The 24,657-nt window shown below is 60.6% G+C and carries 15 protein-coding genes and 3 pseudogenes; 9 read left to right on the top strand and 9 right to left on the bottom strand.

Annotated features, from left to right (window positions below; translation table 11 throughout):
- Positions 1–52: 52 nt before the first annotated feature.
- The 3 genes and pseudogenes from BM059_RS08060 (at position 53) to BM059_RS08050 (ending at position 2,687) form a co-directional block, all read left to right on the top strand.
- A pseudogene (locus BM059_RS08060) lies at positions 53–948 on the top strand (chemotaxis protein CheW).
- A gap of 165 nt (positions 949–1,113) precedes the next feature.
- Complete coding sequence (locus BM059_RS08055) at positions 1,114–1,617, top strand: hypothetical protein (RefSeq protein ID WP_074937851.1); 504 nt, start codon at positions 1,114–1,116, stop codon at positions 1,615–1,617.
- Positions 1,618–1,823: 206 nt separating this feature from the next.
- On the top strand, positions 1,824–2,687 hold the full coding sequence (locus BM059_RS08050) for a helix-turn-helix transcriptional regulator (RefSeq protein ID WP_036999534.1): 864 nt from the start codon (positions 1,824–1,826) through the stop codon (positions 2,685–2,687).
- A 46-nt stretch (positions 2,688–2,733) separates the two neighbouring features.
- On the opposite strand, the gene BM059_RS08045 is transcribed toward BM059_RS08050, so the two are convergent.
- Positions 2,734–3,939: an NAD(P)/FAD-dependent oxidoreductase gene (locus tag BM059_RS08045; RefSeq protein WP_036999533.1), complete on the bottom strand. Its 1,206-nt coding sequence runs from the start codon at positions 3,937–3,939 to the stop codon at positions 2,734–2,736.
- A gap of 123 nt (positions 3,940–4,062) precedes the next feature.
- Between BM059_RS08045 and pdxR the strand changes: the two genes are divergently transcribed.
- Positions 4,063–5,562: a MocR-like pyridoxine biosynthesis transcription factor PdxR gene (pdxR, locus tag BM059_RS08040; RefSeq protein WP_074937849.1), complete on the top strand. Its 1,500-nt coding sequence runs from the start codon at positions 4,063–4,065 to the stop codon at positions 5,560–5,562.
- A gap of 33 nt (positions 5,563–5,595) precedes the next feature.
- On the opposite strand, the gene BM059_RS08035 is transcribed toward pdxR, so the two are convergent.
- The 4 genes and pseudogenes from BM059_RS08035 to imuA all read right to left on the bottom strand — a co-directional run bounded on the left by BM059_RS08035 (position 5,596) and on the right by imuA (position 12,257).
- A complete protein-coding gene (locus BM059_RS08035; RefSeq protein ID WP_074937847.1) occupies positions 5,596–6,849 on the bottom strand; it encodes an OprD family porin in 1,254 nt (417 codons plus the stop codon).
- Positions 6,850–7,185: 336 nt separating this feature from the next.
- Positions 7,186–10,254 (bottom strand): error-prone DNA polymerase, encoded by a 3,069-nt coding sequence (locus BM059_RS08030; RefSeq protein WP_074937845.1) that lies wholly within the window; start codon positions 10,252–10,254, stop codon positions 7,186–7,188.
- Positions 10,251–11,660: a Y-family DNA polymerase gene (locus BM059_RS08025; protein WP_074937843.1), complete on the bottom strand. Its 1,410-nt coding sequence runs from the start codon at positions 11,658–11,660 to the stop codon at positions 10,251–10,253. Before BM059_RS08025 ends, BM059_RS08030 begins: the two co-directional genes overlap by 4 nt.
- 7 nt (positions 11,661–11,667) lie before the next feature.
- A pseudogene (imuA, locus tag BM059_RS08020) lies at positions 11,668–12,257 on the bottom strand (translesion DNA synthesis-associated protein ImuA).
- Between the two features lie 1,720 nt (positions 12,258–13,977).
- Between imuA and BM059_RS08010 the strand changes: the two are divergent.
- The 5 genes and pseudogenes from BM059_RS08010 to BM059_RS07990 all read left to right on the top strand — a co-directional run bounded on the left by BM059_RS08010 (position 13,978) and on the right by BM059_RS07990 (position 21,797).
- Positions 13,978–15,240, top strand: coding sequence for a TolC family protein (locus tag BM059_RS08010; RefSeq protein WP_074937841.1), 1,263 nt, complete (start codon positions 13,978–13,980; stop codon positions 15,238–15,240).
- Positions 15,237–16,694, top strand: a complete 1,458-nt coding sequence (locus BM059_RS08005; RefSeq protein ID WP_039588624.1) for an efflux RND transporter periplasmic adaptor subunit — start codon at positions 15,237–15,239, stop codon at positions 16,692–16,694. The genes BM059_RS08010 and BM059_RS08005 overlap by 4 nt, the downstream gene beginning before the upstream one ends.
- Entirely contained in the window at positions 16,691–19,840 is a 3,150-nt protein-coding gene (locus BM059_RS08000) for an efflux RND transporter permease subunit (RefSeq protein WP_074937839.1), read from the top strand. The genes BM059_RS08005 and BM059_RS08000 overlap by 4 nt, the downstream gene beginning before the upstream one ends.
- Before the next feature lie 145 nt (positions 19,841–19,985).
- Entirely contained in the window at positions 19,986–20,318 is a 333-nt protein-coding gene (locus BM059_RS07995; RefSeq protein ID WP_074937837.1) for a DUF2790 domain-containing protein, read from the top strand.
- A gap of 155 nt (positions 20,319–20,473) precedes the next feature.
- Positions 20,474–21,797: pseudogene (locus BM059_RS07990) on the top strand (OprD family porin).
- 178 nt (positions 21,798–21,975) lie between these two features.
- On the opposite strand, the gene BM059_RS07985 reads toward BM059_RS07990, so the two are convergent.
- The 4 genes from BM059_RS07985 to BM059_RS07970 are packed head-to-tail and all read right to left on the bottom strand — an operon-like array spanning position 21,976 to position 24,653.
- Positions 21,976–22,419, bottom strand: coding sequence for a DUF411 domain-containing protein (locus BM059_RS07985; RefSeq protein ID WP_074937835.1), 444 nt, complete (start codon positions 22,417–22,419; stop codon positions 21,976–21,978).
- The gene (locus BM059_RS07980; protein WP_003139525.1) at positions 22,409–23,251 is read right to left on the bottom strand and encodes a c-type cytochrome; all 843 of its coding nucleotides are present in this window, start codon (positions 23,249–23,251) and stop codon (positions 22,409–22,411) included. Before BM059_RS07980 ends, BM059_RS07985 begins: the two co-directional genes overlap by 11 nt.
- A gap of 9 nt (positions 23,252–23,260) precedes the next feature.
- A complete protein-coding gene (locus tag BM059_RS07975; RefSeq protein WP_074937833.1) occupies positions 23,261–24,352 on the bottom strand; it encodes a copper resistance protein B in 1,092 nt (363 codons plus the stop codon).
- On the bottom strand, positions 24,342–24,653 hold the full coding sequence (locus tag BM059_RS07970; RefSeq protein ID WP_003246749.1) for a hypothetical protein: 312 nt from the start codon (positions 24,651–24,653) through the stop codon (positions 24,342–24,344). Before BM059_RS07970 ends, BM059_RS07975 begins: the two co-directional genes overlap by 11 nt.
- Between the last annotated feature and the right edge of the window lie 4 nt (positions 24,654–24,657).

The raw sequence follows: 24,657 nt of genomic DNA, 5'->3' as shown, positions 1-24,657 counted from the left end.
GCCAGCTGGTCGCTATACCCGGTAGGGTTACCGTTCGTTCAAGGAAAGCTGCATGAGTATGGTTATTGGCGACGCGCTATCGCTGTTGTTGTTTCGTCTGCATAGCGGCCGCCTGCTGGGGATCAACCTGCTCAAGGTCAACGAGATCATTCCTTGCCCTGCGTTGACCAAGTTACCCAGTCGTCACCCTAATGTGCGCGGTATCGCCACCCTGCGTGGCGCGGCGATGACGGTGATCGATCTGGCGCGCGCCATCGGTGAGCGCGGTGCGCCGCTGACGAGGACGACGGTTGTCTGATCGTCACCGAGGTGAGCCGCTCGCGTCAGGGCCTGCATGTGAAGGGGGTCGAGCGCATTGTGCAGTGCTCCACTCGCGACGTGCGGCCGCCTCCTGCCGGTTCCGGCAATCGCGCCTTCATCACCGGCGTGACCCAGATCGACGGCGCCATCGTGCAGATTCTCGATATCGAGAAGGTGCTGCACGACATTGCACCGGCACTCGAAGAAGCGCCCGTCGGGCAACTGCTCGATGGCCAGGATGGCCGCCTGCTGCAGGGCCGCCGTGTGCTGTTGGTGGATGATTCGCAAGTCGCGTTGCAGCAAACACTCAATGTCTTGCGTCAGTTGGGGCTCGATTGCACCGCGGTGCGCAGTGCTCAGGCCGCGCTGGAACAACTGCACGACTATCAGCAGGCCGGTATGCCGTTCGAGTTGCTGGTCTCGGACATCGAAATGCCCGAGATGGACGGCTACAGCCTGGTTCAGGAAATTCGCCGCAGTCCTGATATCGCCGGCACCTACGTGCTGCTGCATACCTCGCTGGACAGCACCATGAATACCGAGAAGGCGCGCTCGGTAGGTGCCAACGCGGTGCTGACCAAGTTCTCCTCGGTCGATCTCAGCCAAGCGTTGCTCGATGCCTTTCGGCAGATGAGCGGGCAATACTGAGACGGCGACTGCAAGCCCTTGCCGCGAAACGGCAAAGGCTTGCCAGGCCTTTTTCCTGATCCAAAATAAAAGCCAATATTTTCAATGTATTAGGTGCGCCTTGTGGGCTGGCATGCGCCTTGTATCAGTGCGCCTGGCAATTGCAACTCAGTCAAGGAGCACGGCATGAGCACGATTGGAGGCATTGGCAGCTACGGCGGCATATCGCTGACGGGATTTCGCAACAAGCAGAGTGAAGAGCAGGGCGATCTGGCCCAACTAGCGCGCAACGTGGAGAAGACCACGCGCACGGCGAACGCCGATTCCGAGCGCGAGTTTCGCGCCAGACAGGCCACGGAGGAGGGCTTTGCCCGCTTGCGGGTTGCCCTGCAGAACGCGTCGGAGGGCGAGGTGGAGACATCCGTCGGTTCCGGGCACGTGGAAAAGCCGCTGGGTGACGAGGGTGGTAACGCTGCACTGGAGGCCTTCAAGGCTTACATGGCAATGACCCCCGCCGAAAAAGTACGCGACAGCATACTCAAGGAAATGGGCATGACCGAAGAGGAGATCGAGGCGCTGCCACCTGAGCAACAGAAGGCAGTCGAAGAGGAGATCGCCCAGCGCATGCAGGAGCGCGCCAAGATGCAGGCCCAGTCGCAAGAAGATGGCCACTCTTACGGATTGATCTGATCGGTGGCAGCCGGGTTGACGAATCTTTCGGGAAGGAGGGGGGGAATGCTCGGGTAAACGGATCGTGGAGATTCTCAATTTTGGTGAATGACGGTTGGAATTTTCATCGGCGAAATTGTCTATGAATCTACGACAGTTCAACCCCATGGGTTGCAACCGGTTTTACTTTCACAACCTAGAGAATCTTTAATCAGGACGCCGCCAATATGGATGTTCTTTCCGAGTTCTTCGATCGCACGAGCCTGCAAGGGCGACTGTTATTCGCCGGCCCGGTAGACGGTACCCTGGTGCTGGACAAACCCCCTGGTATGGCATTCATCCACGTGATCGAGCGAGGCGCGCTGGATATGGTGCATGCCGACAAGCCGCGCATCGCGATCAGTGAGCCGAGCGTGCTGTTCTGCCCCAGCACCTGCTGTTACAAGCTGCGCGCGCACCAGCCCGGCGGCGTTGACCTGATCTGCGCCTCGTTCCAGTTCGGACGTTCAGGGCAGCAGCCGTTTCCACTGGGCCTGCTGGAAACGCTGGTGTTTCCGCTGAGCGCCCTGGAACAGCTCGGGCCGGTGATCGGCTCGCTGGTCAATGAGTTCCGCACACCGGCACCTGGGCGCAACAAGGCGCTGAATCTGCTGTTCGAATACGTGTTCGTCTTACTCGTGCGTCGCGCGGTGAGCGAAGGTCGCATCACCAGTGGCCTGTTGTATGCGCTACAGGATAGCCAGCTGGGGCCTGCCTTGATCTGCATCCATCAGGAACCTCAGGAAGCCTGGAGCGTGGAGCGTCTGGCCGAGTTGGCGAAGATGTCGCGCACCAAGTTCGCCGCGCTGTTTGCCGAGGTCATGAGCATGACGCCCATGGCCTATGTCACGGCCTGGCGCATGAAGGTGGCGCAGGATCTATTGCTTGAAGGGATGCCGATCAAGGTAGTCGCCGATGCGGTGGGCTACGCATCGCAGGCGTCGTTCTCGCGCACCTTCGTCCAGCATGTCGGGCAACCGCCAGGTGAATGGTCGCGGGCCGAAGGCGAAGACCCGCCCGCGAAGCTGCAGGTGCAGATTTACAGCGACTGAATACCGCCAGCCCAGGGCAAATCGCGCCCTGGGCTGGTTACATCGATCAGGCCACGACCGGAATCAGCGGATCGGCAGCAGCCAGGGCAATCTCGCGCTTTGCCTCTGGCGGGTAGATCCACTTAGTATTGATTTCGGTCTTGATCGCCTTGCCTTCTTTGCCGGTCAGCACCACCTTGCGCTCCCAGCCTTCGGTAAACACCGCGCCCCAGGCGCCCAGATCCAGGCAGGTGACGTACTTGACCTGACTGTAAGGCGTCGGCGCGACACCGAGCAGATCGGCTGCAGCGTTGTTACCGGAAGAGCGACCGAGGGCAATGGCGTGCTGGCAGGTCATCAGTGCGTGGTTGCCGCGATCATCCACCGCGGCATACGCGGTATCACCAGTGGCGTAGATGGCGTCCTGGCCCAGCACCTTGAGATTGCGGTCGACGTGCAGGCGGCCAAAGGCATCGCGCTCGCCGTCGATTTGCTGCGTCAGTGGCGAGGCTTTCACGCCGACAGTCCAGACCACGGTGCTGGCTTCGATGCGCTCGCCGTTATCCAACTGCACACCATGCTCGTCGACCATCGACACCGGGCTGCCGAGCTTCCAGGTCACACCCAGGGTATCGCTGGCTTCGGCGATCACCGAGGCGATCTGCTCACCCATGGCGCTGCCGACCTGTTTACCCATGTCGACCACGATCACTCGCACATCGGCCTCGCTACCCAGGATGGCGCGCAGCCGCGCCGGCATTTCCGTGGCTGTTTCGATACCGGTGAAACCACCACCGACCACCACCACGGTATTGCGTGCCTGGCTGTCCGGTTTATCGCGCAGGCCCTGCAGGTGGATGTTGAGTTGTTGTGCCGACTCCAGGCTGTCGACATCGAAGGCGAAGCGGTCGATACCGGCCAGTGGCGGCCGGGCGACCTGGCTACCGGATGCCAAAATCAGGCGGTCGAACTTCAATTCAGCCTGGGCGCCACTCGCGTCACGGTAGATGACTCGTTTCCCGGCGGCATCGATGCGCGTCGCGCTGCCTTGCACGAATTGCACACCGACTGCATCGAACAGTGGGCCGAGCGGGGCGACGGTAGTGACCAGGTCGCTTTCATAAAAGCGTGGGCGTACGCGCAGTTCGGCTTGGGGGGCGAGGAGGGTGACGGCAACATCCAGGCGCTCGTGCTGGTCCAGCAGGCGAACCGCGCTCAGCGCACTCCACATACCGCCGAAACCGGCACCGATGATCAGTATCTGCTGTTTCATATCGTGAATTCCCGTAGTTGAGAAGAAAGGTGTTGGCTGACGACGGGATCGATTGTGAGGTTGTTTTGGATCATGGTATTGATCCAATATCTGCATAAATAACTAGTCCACTTTGGAGCCCTTATGCCAGTCGACAAAGCGCCACCGCAGGTGCTCTTTCTGCCACTGGGAACGCCAGAAGAGGGGACTAGCCTGCAGGGATGGCTATATGAGTCGCTGCGTGGCGCGATCCTGGGCGGGCGCCTGCCGGCAGGCAGCAAATTGCCTAGCACGCGCGCCATGGCCGAGCACTACAACCTGGCGCGCGGCACGGTGCAGGCGGCTTATCAACAGCTGCTTTCCGAAGGCTATCTGCAAGCGCGCACCGGCAGCGGTACGCGCGTTAGCGAGGTATTGCCGGATCCGACGCTGAATGCCGGATACGTTCGGCGCAAGGTGGTGGCCGAGGTGGAAGGCAAGCGCACAGCGCCCGACACGCCCTGGCTGAAGCGTCTGACCCAGATCGAGCCCATCTTCTCTCGGCGCACATTGCCAAATGGCCTGCGCCCGTTCTTTCCGCACCGTGGTGATATCAGCGCCTTTCCCATCGATCTGTGGCGCAAGTTGCACACTCAGCAACTGCGTAGCTCGCGTCTGACGATGCTGCTCGATGCCGACCCGGCGGGGCTGCCTGAGTTGCGCGAGGCCATTGCCGGCTACCTGGCCATCGCCCGTGGCGTGCAGGTTTCGCCCGAGCGCATCCTGGTGCTTGGCAGCGTGCAACAGGGGCTGGATATCTGCCTGCGCTTGTTGGCGCCAGGTGATTCCGAGGTATGGATGGAAGACCCCGGCTACCCCGGCGCACGGCAGTTGATGGACATCTCTGGCGTGAGGCGAGTGGACGTGCAGGTGGATGGCTCCGGCCTCAAGGTGGACGAGGGAATACGCCTGGCACCAGGCGCTCGGCTGGCCTATGTCACCCCGTCACGACAGGCGCCGTTGGGGGGTGAGCTGTCGCCGGCTAGGCGTCTGGCCTTGCTGAAATGGGCAGCGGAGCAGGGCAGTTACATCTTCGAGGACGACTACGACAGCGAATACCGTTTCATCGCCAAGCCCATTCCGGCATTGCGCTCGATGCCAGGCACTGAGCACTCGGTGATCATGGCTGGGACCTTCAGCAAGCTGCTGTTTCCTTCGATTCGCCTGGCCTATCTGGTAATGCCGCCGCACTTGATCGAGAGCTTCACCCGCGCGTCGGCGCTGATGTCACGGCATGCCAACAGCCTGGCGCAGGCGGTGCTGGCCGACTTCATCCATGAGGGCCATTTCGATCGCCACGTGCGGCGCATGCGCAAGATCTACGCAGCGCGCGCCGCTGCCTTCGCTGAAGCCGCGCACACGCATTGGCGAGGGCTGATCGATGTGCCGGAAATTCGTGCAGGCATGGATATCGCCTGCCGTTTGCAGGTGGAGAACGAACAGCAGGCTTTTGACCGTTTGAGTGCTGAGGGGATCGATGCCATGCCGCTGTCGCGTTACTGCATCAACCCACGTGGCCCAGGCTTGGTCATGGGCTTTGCGCCTTACGAGGAGCGCGCCATCGAGGAGGCTGCCAAGGCCGTTGCGCAGGCGCTGCGAGGCTGAGAACTGCCCCAGCCGAAGCCGGGGCAGTCGCCATCAGAGGATGCTCAGCGGGTACTCGACGAAGGCGCGAATCTCGTTGAGATCCGGCCCTACGTCGGTGCTGGAACGGTAGATGGAGTTACGCAGGCGCAGATGCAGATCCTTGGCGGCACCACTCTGGATGGTGTAGCCGATCTGGTTGAATATCTCGCGTTCGGTGCCGTTGTTGTCATTGCCGGTATCGATGTTATCACCGCGTACGTAGGCGAACTTGTAGCGCAGGCCCGGCACACCGTACTCGGCGAAGTCCAGCTCGTAGCTGGCCTGCCAGGAGCGCTCGTCCTTCAGGTTGAAGTCCGAGTAATAGGAGTTGGCCAGGTAGATACTGGCGCCGCCATCGCCGTAGTCATAGGCGAAGCCAGCATCGCCGCTGTTGCGCTGATGCGCGACGATGAACGCATGGGCGCCGATGCTGTACTTGGCCGCCAGACTCCAGATGGTGTTGCGATCCCCCTGGCCATCACCGCCGAGATCCACTGCAGCCACCGAGCCGGTGTCGTACTTGGTGCGGTAGATGTTGAAGTCGAAATTGAGCGCCTGATCAGCCGCCAGCGCCAGGTTGTAATTGACGTTGGCGTAGTAGCGTTTGTACATGTCCTCGAGGTCGGCGTGATAGACCGCCAGGCTCAGATCGTCACTGACGGCGTAGCTGCCGCCGAGCACGTCGATGCTCTTGAGGCGGTTGGGATCGCGTGCCGAGTCGCCCATCGGGCTGTCAGCGGTGAAACGGCCGGCGTTCAGCTCCAAGCCTTCGATCTCGTTACTGGTAACCAGCGTGCCAGTGAAGGACTGGGGCAGCAGACGGCTGTCGTCATGGGCTAGAACCGGTAGGGAAGGGAACTGGTTGCCGTACTTGATCACGGTATTGGCAACGCGCAGTTTCACCGCACCGCCGGCCTGGGACAGATCGTCCACCGGACGGCCTTCGCTATCGGTGTCGAAGAAGGCGCGGTAATTGCGACCGCGGCCGCTGTCGAGCTTGACCCCGAGCAGGCCGAAAGCATCGACGCCGAAACCGACGGTGCCTTGGGTGAAGCCGGACTCGAAAGTGGCGATGAAGCCTTGGCCCCAAGTCTTGGCATCGTTGGTGTTGTCTTTGTAATCACGGTTGAAGTAGGCGTTGCGCAGCAACAGATTGAGGCTGGCGTCCTCGACGAAACCATTGGCTTCGGACTGGCTGCTGGCATGAGCCAACTGCCCGCCCAGCGCGAGGCTGCAAGCCAGCGCGAGACAGTGCTTCTTGTGCATGAGTGCTCCCGGTGTTGGTGTGCTGTTCTAAACGCGCCTCACATCGAGGTAAGGCCCGGCCCAGAGGGCGCGCTTAGAGTTACCACCCAGCCTGAAGATGCACTATTCAAGCGGATTGATGATCACTATCAACGACTTCGATGCGGTATTGGCGGCGAAGGACGATAGGCTTCACCCCGATGAAGATTCCACGGGCGGCGGCTTTTGTATCACTCCCGCAAGCCGACGCTCTGGCTCCACTTCATCTCCTTTGGTTAAGACGACTTGTGGCCGCCTGGTGATCCAGTGCGGCCTTTTTTTTGCGTTCGTACGGTGCTTGGTGGTGCAGCCGACGGCTCAGTGAAAATCGCGACTGCGAATATCCAGCCCCATCAGCAGCGTCGTCATGTCCGTCAGGCGTCCGGCGATTACGTGGCGCACACCGTCGACGGTCTCCAAGTGGCCATCGACGCGCAGCATTTGCGACTGCACCAGAACTCGTCGCTGCCGCTCGGCCAGGTCGTGCCAGACAACCACGTTGACCAGGCCGAACTCATCTTCGAGGGTGACGAAAATAACCCCGCTGGCGGTTTGCGGTCTTTGCCGGCCGATCACCATGCCGGTGATGCTGACGGGGCGGCCGTGCTCAATCGCCTGCAAATCATCGGAACTGCGGCAGCGCTGGGCGCGCAATGCCTCGCGCAGCATGGCAAGAGGATGTGGGCCGAGCGTGGTGCCAAGGGTGGCATAGTCGGTCAGCAGGTTTTCGCCTGGCGACGGTACCGGCAGGCTCGAGACTTCTTCAGTCGGCGCAGGCACGCCTGCAAACAGCGGCAGTTGTTCCTCGACCCCAGAGACTGCCCAGCGCGCCCGATAGCGATCACCTACCAGGCTGCTTAGCGCGCCAGCATCGGCCAGGTGCTCGCGTGCCGATGCATCCAGTAACGCACGCTGGCTAAGGTCTTCGACATCACGGAATGCGCCGCACTGGCGCGCCTGTTCGATACGCCGCGCATCGGCCTCGCGGAAGCCGCGAATCATCCTCAGCCCCAGGCGGATGGCCGGCTCGCCATGTTCATTCGACTCCAGGCTGCAATCCCAGTCGCTGTAACGTACGTCCACGGAGCGCACCTCTACATCATGCCGCCGTGCATCCTGCAGTACCTGATCCGGGCTGTAGAAGCCCATCGGCCAACTGTTGACCAGAGCGCAAGCATAGGCTGCGGGCTCGTGGCATTTCAGCCAGCAACTGGCATAGGCGAGCAGGGCGAAGCTGGCCGCGTGCGACTCGGGAAAACCGTAACTACCGAAGCCCTCGATCTGGCGGAATATCCGTTCGGTGAAAGCCTGCGTGTAACCCTTTTCCAGCATGCGCGAGGTTAGTCGCTGGCGATGCGGTTCGAGCCCGCCATGACGTTTCCAGGCGGCCATGCTGCGGCGCAGTTCATCCGCCTCGCCGGGTGTGTACTCGGCTGCGACGATGGCCAACTCCATGACCTGCTCCTGAAACAGCGGCACGCCGAGCGTGCGCTCGAAGACCGGCTTGAGTTCATCAGAGGGGTAGTCGATCGGTTCTTCGCCGTTTCGCCGACGCAGGTAGGGATGCACCATGTCGCCCTGGATCGGCCCCGGACGGACGATGGCCACCTGAATCACCAGATCGTAGAAGGTGTTCGGGCGCAGGCGCGGCAGCATTGCCATCTGCGCGCGGGACTCGATCTGGAACGCACCGATGGTGTCTGCGCGGCTGATCATGGCGTAGGTGGCCGGGTCTTCCTTAGGCAGGGTCGCCAGCGTCCACTGCGTGCCCCGGTAGCGCTCGATCAGGCCGAAACAGCGGCGCAACGCGCTCAGCATACCCAACGCCAGCACGTCGACCTTGAGCAGGCCGATCATGTCCAGATCGTCCTTGTCCCACTGGATGACGGTGCGCTCCGCCATCGTCGCGTTTTCCACCGGCACCAGCGTATCGAGGGCGTGCTCGGAAATGACGAAACCACCGGGATGTTGTGATAGGTGGCGGGGGAAACCGATCAGCTCACCAGTCAGGATCAGCACGCGCCTGAGCAGTGGATTCTGTGGGTCGAACCCCGCTTCCATCAGGCGCTCGGCCGATGGTGGGCCGTTGCTCCAGCGGCCACAGCAGTCAGCCAGGGCATTGACCTGATCAGGCGGCAAGCCAAGGGCCTTGGCGACGTCGCGTATCGCCCCGGCGCCGTGATAGGTGTTGACCACAGCCGTAAGCGCCGCACGCGCTCGGCCATAACGGCGAAACACATACTGGATCACCTCTTCACGCCGCTCATGCTCGAAGTCGACGTCGATATCCGGCGGTTCGTTACGCTCACGGGAGAGAAAACGCTCGAACAACAGCCTGCTGTGCGTCGGGTCCAGTTCGGTGATACCCAGGGCGAAACAGACACTCGAGTTGGCCGCTGAACCTCGGCCCTGGCAGAGAATGCGTTGTTCACGGGCGAAGCGGACGATGTCGTGCACGGTCAGAAAGTAGCTTTCGTATTCCAGCTCGGCGATCAGTGCCAGTTCGTGTTCGATCTGCGCACGAGCGACGTTCGGCACACCCTCGGGCCAACGCTCGGCAGCGCCACGCTCCACCAGAACGCGCAGCCAGGACGTGGCGTCATGACCTGCAGGCACCAACTCGTGCGGGTAGTGATACTCCAGCTGATCGAGATCGAAGTGGCAGCGCTCGGCGATGCGCAGGGCCTGGGCGAGCAGCTCGGGCGGATACAGCTCGACCAGCTCATCAACTCGGCGCAGATGCCGCTCGCCATTGGCAAACAGGTAGGCGCCGGCTTCGGTCACGGGAAGATGGTGGCGGATAGCAGTCATGCAATCCTGCAAGGCGCGGCGGCCACGGGCATGCATGTGTACATCGCCACAGGCCACAGCTGGCAGATCGTGATCGCCTGCCAGTTCGAGCAGGTGCTGCAGGCGTGCAGCATCGCCCGCACTCCGGTGCAATTCCACGCCCAGCCACAGGTGTTCGGCGAATACCGAGCGAAGCCAGGGCAGGGTAGTAGGGCTGCCTTCGCTGAGCCAGATGGCCAGCAACCCATCGAGCTGCGCAGGGAAATCCTCGTGCAGCAGTCGGTATGTACCTTTTGCCGCTCGGCGCCGTGCCCGGGTGATAAGGCCACAAAGTGCCTGATAGCCCTGCAGATTCTCGACCAGCAGAACCAGTTTCGGGCCATTCTCGATCAGCACCTCACTGCCCACGATCAGCTTTACGCCGCTGTTCTTCGATGCCTCCCAGGCACGCACGATGCCCGCCAAGGTGCATTCATCGGTGATCGCCAAGGCGCGATAGCCCAGCCTTGCGGCACGCTCGAACAACTCCTGCGCACTGGACGCGCCGCGCTGGAAACTGAAGTTCGATAGGCAATGCAGCTCGGCGTAATCGCTCATGCGAACCAGCCGTGCAGCAGCAATGGACCGTCACTGCCGACCGGGCGGAAGGCCCAGCCGCGTTGCCCGGTACGGGTCTGCACCACGTAGTAGTCGCGGCGGATGTCCTCACCGTCCCACCAGCCGGATTCGATTCGCTCCGGGCCGGAGAGAATGCGTAGCGAGATATCCCGCAATGGCTGTGGCTCGCTCAACAGCCAACCTGGGCGTGGGCCACTGACGGGCAGTAGCGTATTTGTCGGCTCGCTCACCCAGGCGCGTTCAGGGCGATGGTCCGCTCTGGCACCAAGGCTGTGCAGTGCGTCATCACCCAGCCGTGCACGCAGCCGCTCACGCAATTGCTCCCAAGGCTGATTCTGCTGTGGACGCTCATCAAACAGCTGCTGATGCTGCGGCATGAACACCGGCAACTCACGAGCCACCAGCCGTACGGCCAGCACCGGCGCTGGTAACTGTTGATGTTCCAGACGGCCGCGAGTCAATTCGAACAGCATGCCAGGGTCGCGTTCGGCACTGAGCAAGCCCACCTGCACCAGGGTGTCGGCACCCGCTCGATGCTCGAGAGACAAGGCGAAACGCTGTACGCCACTGTCACGGCCGGCCAGGTAAGCCGCCAGATCGGCCGTCAAGCGGCGTAGCGGGAACAGCAGTGCCTGATGCGATGCCACCTCGAAATTCAGCTCGATACGGGCATCGAAAACATCCGCAGGCTTGAAGAATTCCAGCGCCAGTGGACGATGGCCCAGCAGGGTATCGAGATGGCCAAGCACTTCAGCAGGAAACCGCTTGGCCAGGCTGTCACGCGGCAGAGCCAACAGCTGCCGCAACTGCCTGAGCCCCATGCGTTTGAAGGCAGTGGTTACCGTGGCGGAAAGCCCAAGCCTATCCACTGGCAATGGATCGAGTATCCGTTTGAGCGTCTGCCCATCACCTGCCAGCAGCCCATCACCGACGTTGACCAGCACCCGCGCGGCCGCCGGGTTTGGCGCCACGGCGATGCGGTGCTGGAAGGCTAGTGCCGAAAGCTCAGCGCGTAGACGTGCTTCGAAACGCGGCCAGGGGCCGAACAAGCCCAAGCTGGACTGCACCTCCAGCAGCAGGCAGCGCGGATAATGAAGACTGACCTGAGCACTGAAACCATAGGCCCAGGCGGCCAGAAACTGTTGCCATCGCTCGATGGCTACAGGGTCATATTCCGCCGTAGCAAACCCGCGCGTCAGCGCCTGTGCCGCTGTCAGTGACTGACCAGGCTTCAGTCCCAGGGCGCGGGCCGTTGGATTGACGGCCTGCAGTATGCGTCGTTGTGATGAGCCGGTAAGCAACACCAACGGCTCATCAACATCGGCGCGGTGACGCTGTACGCCGTCCATGGCGAGTTGTGGCAACAAAATGCAAGCCCAGAGCATGAATGGCTCAATGCCAAGCAAACGCGAGCGGCTGCGCTGGCGGCAAACCGCCCCGGCACTTGATCACCCGCAGCTGTGCTGGTTGGCTTTCGAGCACCAGGCGCAGCGCTGCCGGTGAAGGATTGGCGGCTTCTGCCTGCGGTCGATAAGCGAACGCCAGGGTTTGCCCGGTACCGGCAGCCACCTGCAGGCGCCTCAACGAACGATCATCGCTCTGACGCAACCAGCTCAACACAGCACCACAACCCATAAAGCGTCGCGGCCACTGGTATGGATGATGCTCAGTTGACGCAAATCGATACCCGCATCAATCCAGGCCTGGGGGTAGGGCAGATGAGGAGGGGAGACCAACACGACCCGCTCGCCCGCAGCCGTAAGCTTGGCAATGGTCGGCCACAGCAGACTCAGCTCGCCGGTGCCTGGCGCAGCCGTGAGAATTTCACTAAGGGCAGCCTTGGGCCAGCCGCCACCTGGCAATGCAGCGTCGAGAAACGGGTGTCCAGTTGAAAAATTGGCGCCCGATGGCGATGAAACGACTTGGCCTCGCCACACACGACGAGCGTCGATCAATCGGTCAAGCGCAACCACGGATGACATGGGAAATGACCAAATACTGTATATGAATACAGTATTGTGTGAGCCAATGCATGGGTCAAGGGAATCGCGATGAGTTGATCGACTTAGATGTCGATGTGCGGACAAGTCAGCCGCATGGACCAGCCTGGGTAAACTCCATGTGGATATAGGGCGTCGCGGTCTGCGTGCAACCCAGGCGCTCCATCCTGTTGCGCATAAGCTGAATCGAAGCGAACCCATCCATATGCGTGCAAAGAACCTATCGCTTTACGCGTTTCGGGCCGTCGACGAAAGAAAGGCAGAGCGAACGTTTTCAACGCCCATGGGTTGCATGGATCATGGCAGTGATCGATAAAGCCGGAGTTTCAGGTACTTGGAGAGCAAAGTGAGTGATTCAGCCTGGCCAAATTGTGGCTGAAAGGCCCCGCGATGGATAAGTCTTCGATTCGCATAATGTATATTATGTTAAATAACGTATTGGGCCAGATGCCCCTTCTTGATCGGGTGTCTCTTGTGATCGGGTGAATTTGAAACAGAAAGCACCTGAACACCTCTCTCGTGAGCGGTTTGGAAGCAAAATTTGAAACTTCATCTTCTGTGAATCGACAAATTTGAGACTCCAAGGAGACACCTTCAGGGTATGACACACGGGCCGCGTGGATGCGAACTGCTCTTTGACAGCATTGGAAAGCAATGTGGGGCTCCACCTGTTTGTTGGAAGTCAATTTGGAACTTTGCTCCTGGTCTCTTCTATGAATAGTAACGGCTTGAAGTAGAGAAGCCTGAGTCGACGTCCGTATCGTACAGGGTTGCGCTTGCTAGGTAGCGCATTCTCCCCGATCAAACACCCCTCCTTCGGGCTCCTTGTATGCAGTATCTAAGTGACACATGCATACAGCAACTGATCGGCTTTTTAGGCAGCGCCGGGCGCTCTAGAATCTGGTTTATAGTCGATTATAAAGTGATTATAGAGCGATTATAGAATTCGCTTTTGGTGCCTGATTGGGCCTGCTCGAAGCAGGCAGCCCCTGCATCTCGCCTAAGCAACAGTATGTTTGACCAGGCCCCCAATTCCTACTTGGGGCTCGACTGAACGGCTAGCGAGGCCGGTCTTGTGCTAGCGCGCCTAGCGGGTGGTGCGAACCCTACGAGCTTGAGAAATCCGGTTAAACGGAGCTACCAGTTGAGCCCGATTGATACCCTGCATGACACTCTATTTGATCCAAATCAACACTATTGCCAAAAGGAGCGTTCATGCCTCGGGGCAATCTGCTATCGTCGCCCTATCGCCCGCCTGGTGAATTGCTGTGCGTCGAATTGGATTGATCCTGGTAATGATTGCTAGTCTCGTGCTGCCGACCTTCGGCGGTATGGCTTTCAGCATGCCGGCACAGCCTTGCCCGATGCAGAGCGCCGATCATCAGGGCCATGCAATGGCCGATGCTCCGTGCTGCGAGCAAATGGATAAGTCTGATGGGGTGGCCAGTAAGTCCCCCTGCAAATCCGGCCAGGAATGCAAGACCGGAGGACTTCTCCAGACCACCGTTATCAAGAGCATATCCCCTCTTCCCTCACGCCCCGAGATATTGCTGACCCAGTCGGTGATTAAGAGAGAGCCCGCAGGACTCTGGCGCCCTCCTCGTTTCGTCTAATGCAGTGATCTTCGCGCCTTTAAACCAGGCGCATCGTCGCGACCACGTTTTTGGTGGCGACCTCGATCAATCGCATTGGAGGCGAAAGCATGCCCGCTTTCCTTTTCACACGCCGTGGCTATCTCGGCGTGTTGGCTGCCGCATTCTGGGCAGCTCCCTGGCTTGCCGCGCAGGCGCAGCCCCTAACCTTCGAACGAGCCCAAGCTCTGGCCGAGCAGAGTGCCCCTGAGAACCTCGCGCGCCAGGCGCAGGTGGCATCGGCACAGCAGGCTGTAGGGCCCGCAGACGCCCTGCCCGATCCCAAGCTTATTCTAGGCATCGACAACCTGCTGATCGAAGGCCCTGACCGTTACACCCTGAATCGTGACTCCATGACCATGCGCCGCATTGGACTCATGCAGGAGGTACCAAACGGCGACAAGCGTCTGGCCCGTCGCCAACTGGCCGAAGCCTCCATGACGCGGGCCGAAGCCGAGCAACGTGCCATGCAGTTGGGAATCAAGCGCCTGACGGCAGTGAGCTGGCTGGACGTGTACTACGCCGAACGCAGTGTTGGCCTCTTCGATCAACTGGATCGTCAGCTCGAGATGCTCCGCTCGACCGTGCAATCGCTGATTGCCGGCGGTAGTGCTCAGCCTGGCGAGCTGTTGCAGGCCGACCAGGAAGCTTTGGCATTGCAGGATCGGCGAGACGAGCTGAATCGCGATGTAGCAGTGGCTCGTGCCAAGCTGCGCCGCTGGATAGGCAACGAGGCCGATCAGCCTTTGCAAGGAGGTGTTCCCAATCTGAGCCTGGAGGCACCGCACCTGCCGCAACGCATTGCCTCACACCCTGAGTTGCGCGCTGCCTCGGCCCGAGTCGGCGAGGCTAGCGCCGAGCTGAACGAGGCCATCGCCGAAAAGACTCCCGACTGGGGTGTCGAGTTTGCCTACAACAATCGCGACAACCAGTTCGGCGATATGGTGATGGTGCAATTCACCTTCGACCTGCCGTTGTTCGTAGGCACACGTCAGGGGCCCAAGATCAATGCCAGGCAGCACAGCGTGTCGCAGATGGAAGCCGAGCAGGAGGCGTTACTGCGCGCCCATCAGGCTGAGCTTGAAGGCGGTATTGCCGAGCTTGAGCAACTGCGCAGGACCTTGTCACGCACCGAAAAAACCTTGATCCCGCTTGCAAGCAAACGGGCCGATCTCGAACTAGCCGCCTACCAAGCCGGTAACAGCCAGCTCACATCCGTTATTACCGCACAGCGCGACCTGATCGAGGCGCAGCTGCGGCAGATTGAACAGCAGCGCAAGTTGAGCCAGCTCTCCGCAAGCCTGTATTACGCCTATGTGGAGGGACTGAGATGAAGATATCGGCATTTGGTTTTGCGGTCGCCTTGCTGGCCGTGGGCATTGGCGCGGCAGGCGGCTACTGGCTGGCCCAGCGGCAGGCCAAACATGAGGTTCTGCCCAGTTCTGCACCGACGGACGAGCGCAAGGTGCTCTATTGGTACGACCCGATGCAGCCCGAGCAGCGCTTCGATAAACCGGGCAAGTCACCTTTCATGGATATGGAGCTTGTCCCTAAATACGCGGGATCCGAGCAGGATCCGTCTGTCCTGAGCGTCCCCGCTCAAGCCGTGCAAAGCCTCGGAATGCGAACTTCTCCGGTGATCCGCGGTGTACTGCCCTCGGGTATCGAGGCGGTCGGTTCCCTGGCCTATAACCAGCGAGAGGTGGCGAACCTCCAGGCTCGCGCTGGCGGATTCGTCGAGCGGGTTTACGGGCGTGCCCCGGGCGATGTGCTGCCTGCCGGTACCCCCCTGGTCGACCTGCTGATTCCCGAGTGGTTCGCCGCGCAGTTGGAGTTCCTGGCGGTACTGCGTACCGCTGACATTCGCTTGATAAGTGCGACCCAAGAGCGCCTGCGCCTGCTCGGCATGCCTCAAGCGTTGATCGAGCAGGTTCGCCGCAGCGGCAAACCGCGGGCGGTGCAAACCCTCACCACACCTATCGCCGGCGAGCTCCAAGCCTTGCAGGTACGCGCCGGGATGACCGTGGAGGCGGGTCAGGACCTGGCCAGGATCAACGGGCTGTCCACGGTCTGGCTCGATGCGGCGATACCCGAAGCAATGGCTGGAATGGTTCAGGTTGGGGCTGACATCCGCGCCACCCTGACCGCCTTCCCCGGGCAACCGCTGCAGGGCCGCGTCATCGCTTTGTTGCCGAGTGCCGACCCGCAAACGCGCACGCTCACGGTACGCAGCGAGCTACCCAACCCTGCCGGTAAGTTGCGCCCCGGCATGTTCGCCGCCGTACGCCTGAACAGTACCGTCGAACAACCCGCGCTTCTTGTGCCGAGTGAAGCCGTGATTCGCACCGGCAAGCGTGCATTGGTGATGCTGGCCGAAGGCGACGGACGCTACCGTCCCCAGGAAATCAGTCTGGGCCGCGAGGCCGATGGGCGCCTCGAAGTGCTGTCCGGCCTAGAGGAAGGTCAGGCGGTCGTCACCTCCGGCCAGTTCCTCATCGATTCGGAAGCCAGCCTGCAGGGCATCATGGCCAGCCATGCCGAGCAGGACAATGAGAAGGAACTACATGAGTCCCATGGTGTGATTCGCGCTCTGGACGCTGAGGAAGTCACCCTGGAGCACGGGCCATTCGAGAGCCTGAATATGCCCGGTATGACCATGGCATTTCCACTGGCCAGCCCCGAAGTAGCGGCTGGGCTTAAGCCCGGGGATCACGTGCGTATCGGCGTCCGCCAGACGGATTCCGGCCTGCGGGTCGAGCGGCTCGTCAATCAAGGAGAGCGGCCATGATCGCGCGCCTGATCCACTGGTCTATCGGCAATCGCTTCCTGGTGCTGCTGGCGACCCTGTTCATCACCGCCCTGGGCGTCTGGTCGCTGCGCAACACGCCGTTGGATGCACTGCCGGACCTGTCCGATACCCAGGTCATCATCAGAACCAGCTTTCCCGGACAGGCGCCGCAGATCGTCGAGAACCAGGTGACCTACCCACTGGCGACCACCATGCTCTCGGTACCGGGGGCGAAGACGGTGCGCGGCTACTCGTTCTTTGGTGACTCATTCGTTTATGTGCTGTTCGAGGACGATACCGACCTCTACTGGGCGCGCTCGCGCGTATTGGAGTACCTCAACCAGGCGCAGGAGCGCCTGCCCGAGGGTGTTACCACCACCCTCGGGCCGGATGCCACGGGCGTGGGTTGGATCTACCAGTACGCCCTGGTCGACCGCAGCGGCCAACATGATCTTGCGCAGCTACGGGCGCTGCAGGACTGGTTCCTCAAGTACGAGCTCAAGAGCCTACCCAACGTGGCCGAAGTGGCTACCCTCGGGGGCATGGTCAAGCAGTATCAGGTGCTGCTCGATCCGCAAAAGCTGGTGGCTTATGGGGTAACTCAGCAGGAGGTCGAAGCGGCGCTGAAGAGCGCCAATCAGGAAACCGGCGGCGCCATCCTGGAGCTGGCGGAGCGCGAGTACATGGTGCGGGCTTCAGGCTATCTAGAGAGCCTGGAGGATTTCCGCAATGTGCCGCTGCGGGCTTCGGCCAGCGGAGTTCCGGTGCTGCTGGGTCAGGTAGCCACCATTCAGCTGGGGCCAGAGATGCGGCGTGGCATTGCCGAGCTGGATGGCCAGGGTGAAGTGGTAGGCGGCGTGGTCATCCTACGCTCCGGAAAGAATGCCCGCGATGCCATCGCCGCGGTGAAGACCAAGCTGGACAGCCTGAAGGGCAGCCTGCCGGCCGGCGTCGAGGTGGTCACCACCTATGACCGCTCGCAACTGATCGACCGCGCCATCGATAACCTCAGCTACAAGCTGCTGGAAGAGTTCGTGGTGGTGGCCTTGGTTTGCCTGCTCTTCCTCTGGCACCTGCGCTCGTCGCTGGTCGCGATCATCACCCTGCCCCTGGGCATCCTCATGGCCTTCATCGTCATGCGCTACCAGGGCGTCAATGCCAACATCATGTCGCTCGGCGGGATCGCCATCGCCATCGGCGCTATGGTCGACGCCGCCGTGGTGATGATCGAGAACGCGCACAAGCACATCGAAACCTGGAAGGCTCGACACCCTGGTGAGCAGCTACAGGGCGAGGCGCACTGGCGGGTGATCGGCGAAGCCGCGGTCGAGGTCGGGCCGGCGCTGTTCTTCAGCCTGCTGATCATCACCCTGTCCTTCCTCCCGGTCTTCACCCTGGAGGCCCAGGAAGGCCGCCTGTTCGGCCCGCTGGCCTTCACCAAGACCTATGCCATGGCGGCTGCCGCCGGACTCTCGGTCACCTTGGTACCGGTGCTGATGGGCTACTGGATTCGCGGGCATATCCCCAGCGAACAACAGAACCCCTTGAACCGCTGGCTGATCGGCGCATACCGGCCGGTACTGGAGTGGGTGCTGGCTTGGCCAAAAGTGACCCTGGCGCTGGCCTTGCTGGTCTTTTTGTCCAGTCTCTGGCCCCTCAGCAGACTCGGAGGAGAGTTTCTGCCGCCCATGGACGAGGGCGACCTGTTGTACATGCCCTCGGCCCTGCCCGGCTTGCCGGCGAGCAAGGCAACCCAGTTGCTGCAGCAAACCAACAGGATGATCCTCACGGTGCCCGAAGTGGCTCGGGTATTCGGCAAGGCCGGGCGTGCGGAGACCGCCACCGATCCAGCACCGCTGGAAATGTTCGAAACCACGGTGCAGTTCAAGCCGCGCGAGCAATGGCGAGCCGGGATGACGCCGGAGAAGCTGGTCGAGGAGTTGGACCGCGCGGTGAAGGTCCCCGGGCTGTCCAATATCTGGGTGCCGCCCATCCGCAACCGCATCGACATGCTGGCGACGGGGATCAAGAGCCCCATTGGGGTGAAAGTGTCCGGAACCTCCTTGGTCGACATCGAGCGCATAACGCGCGATATCGAGGCCGTGGCCAAAGAGGTGCCTGGGGTGAGTTCGGCCTTGGCAGAACGCCTGACCGGAGGTCGCTATGTGGATATCCAGATCGATCGACTGGCCGCGGCGCGCTATGGCCTGAGCATCGCCGATCTGCAGACGGTGGTATCGGGCGCAATCGGCGGCAGAAATATTGGCGAGACGGTTGAAGGACTGGCCCGCTTCCCGATCAACCTGCGCTATCCCAAGGAGTGGCGAGACAGTCCGCAGGCACTACGGCGTATGCCGATCCTCACCCCAGCCGGCCAGCAGATCACCTTGGGCACCGTCGCCCAGGTTAGTCTGACCGAAGGGCCGCCGATGCTGCGCAGCGAGAACGGGCGACTGTCCGGCTGGGTCTATGTCGATGTCCGCGGGCGCGACCTGGCCTCGACCGTGCGCGAGCTGCAGCAGCGCGTCGCCGAGCGGGTACAACTCGACGCCGGCATGACCGTCTCCTACTCCGGTCAGTTCGAATTCCTCGAGCGCGCCAATGCGCGGCTGGCCTGGGTGGTGCCGGCGACTCTGTTGATTATCTTCGTGCTGCTCTACCTGACTTTCAGCCGCTTCGGCGAGGCCCTGCTGATCATGGCCACCCTGCCCTTTGCCCTGTCGGGCGGCATCTGGCTGCTCTACTGGTTCGGCTTCAACCTGTCGGTGGCCACCGGCGTGGGCTTCATCGCCCTGGCCGGCGTCTCGGCCGAGTTCGGGGTGATCATGCTGCTGTACCTGAAGAACGCCTGGCATGCGCGTGTGGATACCGGGCGCAGCGGTGATCCGGCCCTACTGGAGGCAATTCGTGAAGGCGCGGTGCTGCGTGTGCGGCCCAAGGTGATGACGGTGGCCGTGATCATCGCCGGCCTGTTGCCAATCCTCTGGGGCGGAGGTGCCGGATCTGAGGTGATGAAGCGCATCGCCGCGCCCATGGTCGGCGGCATGATTACCGCGCCGCTGATGTCCATGTTGGTTTTGCCGGCCGCGTACTGGCTGATGCGAAGGCAGCGTACACAGAAGGTTCGCGCACCGCAGGAGCTATAGCTTTACAAACCCGGGCAAGCCACGCGCCAAGCTGACTCGCCCGGGTAACGCGGCAGGAAGCATTACGGCGATGTAACTTTGACTTCATTTTTATGACAGGTTGAGCGGATATATTTTAATCACCACCTTGAAGGAGTGATTAAACATGAAAAGCCTCAAAGTTATTGCAGCCCTTGCCGCTATGGTTGTTTCCTCTGCCACTCTGGCAGAAGGCGGCGCTGATCGTGTTTATGGTCGGATGATTCAGGCCAATGAGCAGGCCATGCAAGAGTATGCTGCCGCTAACGGAAAGAATCCGCCTGAAGTTATTCATTACCGCTACGGCATGAAACTCGATATCGCCAGGGTCGTGGCCACTACCCCGACGGACTCTAGCTGCGGTGTGATGCCGGCCCAGATGACCTACGAGGACTCCAATGGCGATCTGAATATTCTTGAATACCGGGCAGCCGGGACAGGTTGCCAAAACCAAAACTGATAAATGACATCGCGCTGACTGAAAAGTAATTTTCAAGTCACCCTGACGTTATTTGGCATGTGGAAATATGGCCAAGGCGCGCTGGTTATGCCCAGCGCGCTTGGCACATATATGCGACCACACAATGACAACTGCCAATAACATCAGGAGCATTTATGAATAACAGAACCCTGTTAGGACTTTCTCTGCTCACTCTGAGCGTCAGTACCGGGCAAGCTGCAATGGCCGCCGGCGAGAAAGGCGAGGGATTTATCGAAGGCAGCAGCCTGACCATTCTCAATCGAAATCTCTACTTCAACCGCGATTTCCGTAAAGGCCAGTCCAGCAGCTCGGGTAATGGCTATTCGGAAGAGTGGGCGCATGGCGTGATAGGCAGATTCGAGTCTGGTTTCACCGAGGGCACCATAGGCTTTGGTGTCGATGCCTTTGCCATGCTAGGGCTCAAGCTTGACACCGGCGACGGCCGTTCTGGTGCCGGGGGCTCAGTCGATGTAATGCCTTACAACAGCCTTGGGCAGGCTGAGGACAACTACTCCAAATTGGGGGGCGCGGTGAAAACTCGGTTCATGGATACCGAGATCAAGGTAGGCGACGTCTTTCCTGTCAGCCCTGTCGTCCAATACGGTGATGCGCGGCTTTTACCGGAGAGTTTCCGAGGTATCACCGTGCTCAACAGCAGCGTGGAAGGACTGTCGCTTCAAGGCGGTCGCCTCCACTCGATGAGCCAACCCAATACCAGCAGCATGCGCGACGGCTTCGCTACCTTCTACGCGGGCGAAGTGGACTCGCCATGGATCGCCTATTTCGGTGGTGATTACACGCTTAATGACAACGTCGGCTTTAGTCTCTACACCAGCCGCCTAGGATGCCTGGAATCAATATTACGCGGGCACCACGCTGAGCTACCCGCTTGCGGACGATGTCGCCTTGATCGGCGGGCTGAACTACTACAAGGCGGTCGATGAAGGGAGGCAGCTCCTCGGGAGCTTCGATAACAACATCTGGAGCGGCAAGGTCGGCATCCAATTCGGCGCTCATACAGTGCTGGTGGGTCTCCAGCGCAACAATGGCGATGATGACTTCGACTACTTGCGCCAATCGGACTCCATCTACCTCGACAACTCCATCCAGTACAGCGACTTCAACTCGCCGAAGGAGAAGTCATGGCAAGTGCGCTATGACCTGGATATGGAGCCTTTCGGTGTGCCTGGATTGAGCTTCATGACTCGATATGCCCAGGGCTGGGATGCCGACTACAGCAACGCCAACGAAGTCTATATGCGCCGTGATGACAACGGCGATCCGTTGACCAACCAGAAGCGCTGGGAGCGGGACATCGAGGCCAAGTACGTTGTGCAGTCTGGGTCGTTGAAGGACATATCCTTTCGCATTCGACAAGCCACGACTCGCGCCACCGACTTCGAGTCGGATTTGGATGAGTTCCGCCTGATTGTCGAGTACCCGCTGGAAGTTCTCTAACCCTGGCAAGCGAGCGGGTTGATTGCCCCGCTCGCTCCTTGGTCCTGCTGTCCCCTCGTAGTGCTCCTTTGGTTTGGAGACAGCCCTTGGCGCCCTAGGGCGCCTTTTTTACTTAGGTTAAAGGACGTATGAAAATGAGTCGGCCACTACACACAAGCGGCCGTGCTGGCAGGCAGTACTACTGGGCGGGATATTCTGCAACGACCTGATCAGAACCCGTCTTGGTCAAGCCAATGACCTGGTAGGCATGCTGTACGCCATCGACTTCCATGCCGGGGGAGCCCGCCGGCATCCCGGGAACAGCGATGCCCAGCAGATCATCGCGCTTGGTGAGTTCGATGACCTGAGCCGCCGGCACATGACCTTCGACGAACTTGCCGTCAATCACCGCGGTGTGGCAAGACGCTAACCGTGGCGCGACGCCCAGTCTTTGCTTCACTGCTGTCATGTTGCTTTCAACATGGTCGACGACTTTGAAGCCATTCGCTTCGAGGTGTGAAATCCACTTCTTGCAACATCCGCAATTGGCATCACGATGGACATCAATCGTCAGGGCATCAGCTGCTTGAACCGCAGGCGTGACGGAGAGAGCGGCCAGTAAGGCCAGATATTTAGCTTTCATGTACGTGCTCTTTGCCATCGGCGTGGGTGTGGGTCTTGGGCGAGGCGTTCGGAGCCTGCTCGGCGTGATGATCACCTCCGTTGGACGACGCCTCATCTCCAGCATGGTGGTCATCGCCACTCATATCCGAATGGTGACCTGCCTTAGGTGCGGAGCCACCCTCGCTATCCGTAGCCGCGGCATCGTGATGACCAGGCTCTCCAGCATCACCTGATCCATGATGGTCATCGCCACCGCCACTATTGTCATGATGGCCAGGCTTGTTGTCGCCGTGCTGTCCTTCATGGTTATGCATCTGCGTTTCCCCACCACCGTGCTGATGGCCGCCACTGGATGCGACGAGTGTTTGGTATTGCTTGGCATCCATCGTCGGCAGTTGGTTGAGGAAGGCAACCATGCCCCAGATGTACTCGTCTCCCATGCTCTTGCCCCACGCAGGCATACCCGTTGCCTTGATGCCATGCTTGATCACCCAGAACGCTGCTGACGGATTGCCATCGACACCGATCTTGGCGAGGTTGGGGGGCGCAGGATAAAGCGATTGGCTTAGCTCGGTCTCCGCCACACCTGGCGCCAAATGACAGCCGATACACATGGAGTTGTAGTTGCCCGCACCGGCGCGAATAAGAGCTTGATCATCCAGGTTGGGAACCTCGATGTCCCGCGAACGGACTTCGATAGAGCGGTCACGGGCCATCGTGAGAAACGCATGCACTGCAGGAAAATGGGGATCGTCGGCCCCCACGTTGACCACGCCAAAGTAGGCGCCGGCCAGGACAGCTGTGCTACCGACCACGCCGGCCGCCACCAAAGTTTTAATTGTTCTTTTCATGTCAGGTTCTCAAAACCACATCCGGATACCGGCGACAAAACGCGCCTCGTCTACATCACCGCCCTCGTCGCGCACCATGTCTGCCGTGTTGCCATAGGAGCGGCTCCAGGAAACCCCGATATAGGGGGCAAACTGCCTGACAATCTCGTAACGCAGACGCAAGCCGAACTCGGTATTTGCCAACCCAGACCCCACACCTCGCTCAGGATCGTTCTTGCCGTAGAAGTTCATTTCGGCAGTTGGCTGGAGAATCAGCCGGTTGGTCAGCAGAATGTCGTACTCGCCCTCCAGTCGGGCAGCAGTTTGGCCATTCTCGCCGACGAAGGCCGTGGCTTCGGCCTCAAAGGCGTAAAGCGCCATGCCCTGGATACCGAAGGCAGCCCAAGTCTGCGGCGACTCCGGTTTAAAGTCCTGGCGAACGCCCGCGACGACATCCCACCAAGGGCCGATCGAGCGGCCGTACAGCAGCTGTAATTCAGCGTCCTCGGTAACGCCGTTGGTACGCTCGCCTTCGGAGCGGAACCAGACCCGGTTGATATCACCGCCTACCCAACCCGACGCATCCCAGGCCAGGGTGCTGCCCTCATCTGCGTCTTGGTATTCGAGCTGATCGAGCAGGAAAAAGCTGTTGATGGCGCTGTCATGCACCTTGTGGCCAGGCAGTGGCGGGAAAGCCGCTTGGCGATCAGCATCCGTCAGAACGGGAATCGGCGTACGACTGGTAGTTCTCGGGGCTTCAGCGGAGCCATGGTTCATCTTCGAATGATCCATGCCCTCCATCTGTCCCTGCATGGTGCCGTGTCCCATCTTGCTGTGGTCCATGGCTGGGGCCTTCTCTTGGCTCTGGCTGTGGCCCATCTGGCTATGGTCCATGCTGCCCGATTCGCTCTGCATGGCACCATGATCCATCTTGCTGTGATCCATGCCCTCCATCGGCGCTTTGGCGGAACCGTGGCCCATCTGGCTGTGGTCCATCGACATGGAGCCGTGCCCCATTGCCGAATGATCCATTTCTTCCGCAGCCTGGGTAACGCCGCCGCTGAGTGCACTCAGCGACACGGCCAGCGCTATGAGGGACGGGCGTGAAAACCTAGTGGTCATGGTTCGAACCTGCTTCGGCTTCGGTGCCGCCATGCTTATCCATCATCTTCTCGTGCCCCATATCGTCATGGTTCATACCCTCATGGTCCATGGCGCCATGATCCATCTGATGGCCAGCGGCCTTGCCTTTCGATTGATCTGCAGGCTTGTCACTGGCGTCGGGCGCAGCCGACTCGGCAGCATGTTGTTCGTGCTCGCTGTGCCCCTCACCTGCCAATGACGTCGGCGCGTGCAGAACAGCCAAAAGACTGAACATCGCTGCGCTGCCAAACAGGGCATTACGCTTCATAAAAGTACTCATCAGA

This window comes from Ectopseudomonas composti, from assembly GCF_900115475.1.
GTDB classification, from domain to species: Bacteria; Pseudomonadota; Gammaproteobacteria; order Pseudomonadales; family Pseudomonadaceae; genus Aquipseudomonas; species Aquipseudomonas composti.
Note: the sequence above shows the minus strand (reverse complement) of the source record. Positions and strands in the feature narration are given on the sequence as shown.